Below are 4,980 nucleotides of genomic sequence, written 5' to 3' on the forward strand. Positions count from 1 at the left end.
CACTGCGTTTAGAGAACAGGTTCTCATACACTAATCTCAAACAGTGCACTTTCAGCTATAAACTGGCTACGCTCAATGGTGCCGGTTCAAAAACTAAAACCGGCACCATAGCTTCACCTGATGTTGCGCCGGGGCAGTATGGAAACCTGCAGTTACAACTGCCTAAAGACTGGCAAAATTTCGATGCATTGTATGTATCGGCATTTGACGTAAATAAGCATGAGCTGTTCACCTGGAGCTTCCCGGTAAGCAATCATGATCAGATCACTAACCGAATCATTGCCAAGACAGGAGGAAGCAAAGCTGTAATCACCGAAACCGATTCATTGTACAATGTTAAAACAGGTAACGGAATTGAGCTTGATTTTAACCGTAACTCCGGCATATTGGTCAATGTGAAAAATGCTAAAGGAAATATTCCTTTTAACAAGGGGCCAATATTAGTAGAGGGCCAGGATCAAACAGGTTTTCAAAAGCTCACCTATCATTATGAGGGCGATAACCTCGTTGTTGAAGCGGTATTCCCGCCCAAAAAATCAGAGCCTTTATTGAAGTGGACAATCTATCCATCGGGTTGGGTACAGCTTGATGTTAAATATTGGCCAATTGGCGAGGAAGCCACCTTGATGGGTGTCAATTTCTCCTTCCCCGAAAAAGAGATCAAAGGCGTTACTTATATGGGGGATGGTCCTTACCGGGTATGGAAAAACCGGATGAAAGGCACTTCGCTGGGCGTGTGGGACAAAACTTACAACAATACCATCACCGGGCAGGGCAAGGTTGTTTATCCTGAGTTTAAGGGCTATTATTCTAACCTGTACTGGATGAAACTGCAAACCACCGGTCAACCGGTAACCATTGTTTGTAACAGCCGCGACGTGTTTATGCGCCTGTTTACCCCGGTTAATCCAAAAAATGTGTACAACACGGCCCCGGCTTTTCCTTCGGGCAATATCTCGTTTATGCACGGCATAACCCCTATAGGCACCAAATCGCAGAAGCCTGAAAAGCTTGGGCCCGGCGGGCAAAAAAACCAATATTTTAATTACGACAGGAATATAGAAGATGCACTGACGCTGAACCTGTATTTCGATTTTTCGGGCAAATAAAGGATGAAGAGGCTGTTCACATATCTCATTTTGTTAGCGGGTTTTATTTTAAACTGCTCGGGCAATTGCTATGCGGATGCCCGCATCGGTTTACAAAACCTGAAATGCGAAATGCTGAGCAATCCTTCGGGTATCGGCAAAGCAAAGCCCCGGTTAAGCTGGCAGATCACGAGTGATACACGGAATACCAACCAGGTAGCTTATCAAATTATGGTGGCTTCAACTCCTGAAAAGCTAACAGCAGGGCAAGGTGACCTTTGGGATTCGCACAAAGTAAATTCAGCTGAATCCATTATGATCAACTACGCGGGTAAAGCATTGGGCAGCCGTGCAGCATGTTACTGGAAAGTTAGGGCGTGGACTAACCACGGTGCGACAACCTGGAGCAAATCCGCAATATGGACTGTTGGCCTTTTAAACCCTACCGACTGGAAAGCCAAATGGATAGGCTGTGATCGTGGTTTTGCCTGGGATAGTGTTTCTAAATTCTCCCGGCTTTCTGCACGTTACTATCGTCGCCAGTTTGATTTGAAGCCGGCTATAAAAAAGGCTACGGCTTATATCGTTGGCCTTGGACACTACGAGTTATATGTGAATGGCCAAGCCATTGGCGACCAGGTTTTGGCCGGTCCTCCTACCGATTATACCCAATCAGTTAAATACAACACTTTTGATGTTACAGGTTACCTTAAGCAAGGTGGTAATGCCATCGGAACGGTGCTGGGTAATGGTAGGTATTTTACCATGCGGCCAAAGTACAAGCCCAAAAAGATCAGGGAATTTGGCTTTCCAAAAATGTTGTTGCAACTGGAGGTTGAATATACCGACGGGACAAAGCAAACCATCATTAGCGATAACAACTGGCATTTTACAGCCGACGGCCCTATCCGTACCAATAACGAATACGACGGAGAGGAGTATGACGCTACCAAAGAGTTTTCGGGATGGAACAGTCCGGGTTTTGAAGATAGCAACTGGCTTAAAGCCGAATTAGTACAAGCACCAGGCGGCAAGCTTGATGCGCAGATGAACGAGCCCATCAGGGTAATGGATATCGTTAAACCTATCAGCATCAGTCAAATAAAAAAAGATGTCTGGATCCTGGATCTGGGGCAAAATATGGCGGGCTGGATCCAAATGCATGTAAAAGGAAACCGGGGAGATAAAGTAACTCTTCGTTATGCCGAGACACTACAACCCAATAATGAACTTTATGTAGCCAACCTGCGCGATGCCAAGGTAACCGATGTATATACGCTGAAAGGCGGGGCGGAAGAAACCTGGCACCCGGTATTTGTGTATCACGGTTTCAGGTATGTGGAAATCAGCGGGTATCCCGGTAAACCTGAATTAGCCGATTTTGAAGGGCAGGTGGTTTACGATGCCTTGCCAACCATCGGTCGTTTTGAAACCTCTAACGCCATCGTCAATAAGATCTATCATAATGCTTATTGGGGGATCCTGAGCAATTACAAAGGTATGCCTGTAGACTGCCCGCAACGTAACGAACGGATGCCATGGCTTGGCGATAGGGCGGTAGGTTCGCTTGGCGAAAGTTTTGTGTTTGCCAATGGCAATTTCTACGCCAAATGGCTGGATGATATAGCACAATCACAAACCCCTGAGGGCGCTATCCCGGATGTTGCGCCCGCTTATTGGAATTACTACAGCGATAACATGACCTGGCCCGGCACTTATATCCTGCTGGCCGATATGCTTTACCGTCAGTTTGCGAATAAGGCACCCATCGAAAAGCATTACGCATCCATGAAAAAATGGATGGATTACATGCGTGTCAAATACATGAAAAATAACATCATCACCAAAGATAAGTATGGCGACTGGTGTGTTCCTCCTGAATCACCGGAACTGATCCACGCTAAAGATTCTTCGCTTAATACTGATGGGCAACTGATCGCGACAGCCTATTACTATCATTTATCCGGCCTGATGCAAAAGTTCGCTGTTATGCTGCACAAACCGGCTGATGCACAATTTTTCGGTACCACAAAGCAGAGCATCAGCAAGGCATTTAATGATAAGTATTTTGATAAAACCACATCAAGATACAGCAACAATACAGTAACGGCCAACCTGCTGCCATTGTATTTCGGGATTACCCCAGCCGCCAATAAACAAGCTGTATTTAAAAACATAGTCGCTAAGATCAACCAAGCCTATGACCATATCAGTACCGGCGTAATAGGTACCCAATGGCTGATGCGCGGCCTTACCGAATTTGGCCGCCCCGATCTGGCCTGGAAAATCGCTTCCAATACAACTTACCCAAGCTGGGGTTATATGGCTAACCGGGGCGCTACCACCATCTGGGAGTTATGGAACGGTGATACAGCCAACCCTGCCATGAATTCCCGTAATCATATCATGCTATTGGGCGATCTGATTGCCTGGTTTTACCAGGACATCGCCGGGATAAAAACAGTTGATGCAGGATTTAAGCAATTGATTATGCAACCCGCAATTATTAACGGGTTGGATAGTGTTAATGTCTCGTATCAAACAACTTATGGTACTGTTCGAAGTAATTATACCAACACTAAAAGCAATTTTAAATGGCATGTTACTGTACCGCCAAACAGTTCGGCACTGGTTTATGTACCGGCAAAAAACATGGATGAAGTAACCGAGAACGGGAAGAAAATATCAGCCATAAAAGACATTAAACCGGTGAAAATGGACGGCGGGAGAGCGGTGCTCAGCATTGGTTCGGGTGATTATGATTTTGAAGTAAAATATTAAAGCAACATTGATATGAAAAAAATAAACATGGCGGGTGCTATGCTGATAGCCTTACTGTCGCTGTCAGGCACGTTGAAAGCCCAGGAACAACAGGCGGCTAAATCAGTTCCAACGCCTGAGGCGCAGGCCAAAGCCGATGCAGAAGTGGATAAAAAAGCTACGGATTGGGTAACCTCATTATCCCTTACTGATACAGCAAAAGCTACCCGGGTAAAAAATGTGATAGCAACCCACCTCAAAGCCATCCGCGATTGGAATAACAACCATTCATACGAATCTGTTCCGGCAGGTATCGACCCTGCAACAGGCAAATCGTTGAGCACTATGGACAGGCAGATCATCATCAATTCATCCTTGCCAAAATCTGTTCACGAAAACCTGATGACCGGTTTGCGTGCCGATTTAACTGAAGAACAGGTTGAAACTGTGCTTGACAAATACACCATCGGCAAAGTGGCTTTTACGTTAGCCGGTTATAAATCTATTATCCCTGATCTTACCCCAGTTGAGGAATCAGCTATCCTCGCTAACCTGAAGCTGGCCCGCGAACAGGCTGTGGATTTTAAAAATATCAAACAGGTATCGGCCATTTTCGAGATCTACAAAACAAAAAACGAGCAATACCTCAACAACAACGGCCGTAACTGGCACAAATTATACGGCGACTATACCAAAGCCATCATCGTAAAAAAGGCCGCTGATAAAGCGGCAAAGGATAAAGCTGCTACTCAAAAATAATACTACGATGTTTAAAAAGATCTTGTTTACCTGTGCTGCGGCTTGCTTATTTACAGCTAATGTATTTGCCCAAAATCCATGGCGCAAGGGCATTATTAAAGATGAGTTTATTTATGACAAAGCACCTTACCCCGAGTGTCATGCAGCAACCATCGCCGAAACACCAACCGGACTTGTAGCCTCGTGGTTTGGTGGCACCAAAGAGCGCAATCCCGATGTATGTATCTGGATAAGCCGTTTTGTTGGTGGTAAATGGACAGAAGGGGTTAATGTAGCCAACGGCATCCAGAATGATACGTTACGCTATGCCTGCTGGAACCCGGTACTATACCAGGTACCCAAAGGCGAATTGCAGCTTTATTACAAAATAGGC

General features: G+C 45.5%; 3 protein-coding genes and 1 pseudogene. All 4 read left to right on the forward strand.

The genetic code is table 11. The annotated features are described in order from the left end of the window. A pseudogene (locus VF500_RS04840) lies at positions 1 to 1,109 on the forward strand (glycoside hydrolase family 2); the annotation flags it as partial. Between the two features lie 3 nt (positions 1,110 to 1,112). Beyond that, a complete protein-coding gene (locus VF500_RS04845; protein WP_330858596.1) occupies positions 1,113 to 3,869 on the forward strand; it encodes an alpha-L-rhamnosidase in 2,757 nt (918 codons plus the stop codon). 12 nt (positions 3,870 to 3,881) lie between these two features. After that, entirely contained in the window at positions 3,882 to 4,607 is a 726-nt protein-coding gene (locus tag VF500_RS04850; RefSeq protein WP_330858597.1) for a DUF3826 domain-containing protein, read from the forward strand. 7 nt (positions 4,608 to 4,614) lie between these two features. Beyond that, positions 4,615 to 4,980: exo-alpha-sialidase (locus tag VF500_RS04855; RefSeq protein ID WP_330858598.1), on the forward strand; the 366-nt coding region annotated here is incomplete at its 3' end.

The organism is Mucilaginibacter sp. (assembly GCF_036383575.1).
GTDB lineage: Bacteria > Bacteroidota > Bacteroidia > Sphingobacteriales > Sphingobacteriaceae > Mucilaginibacter.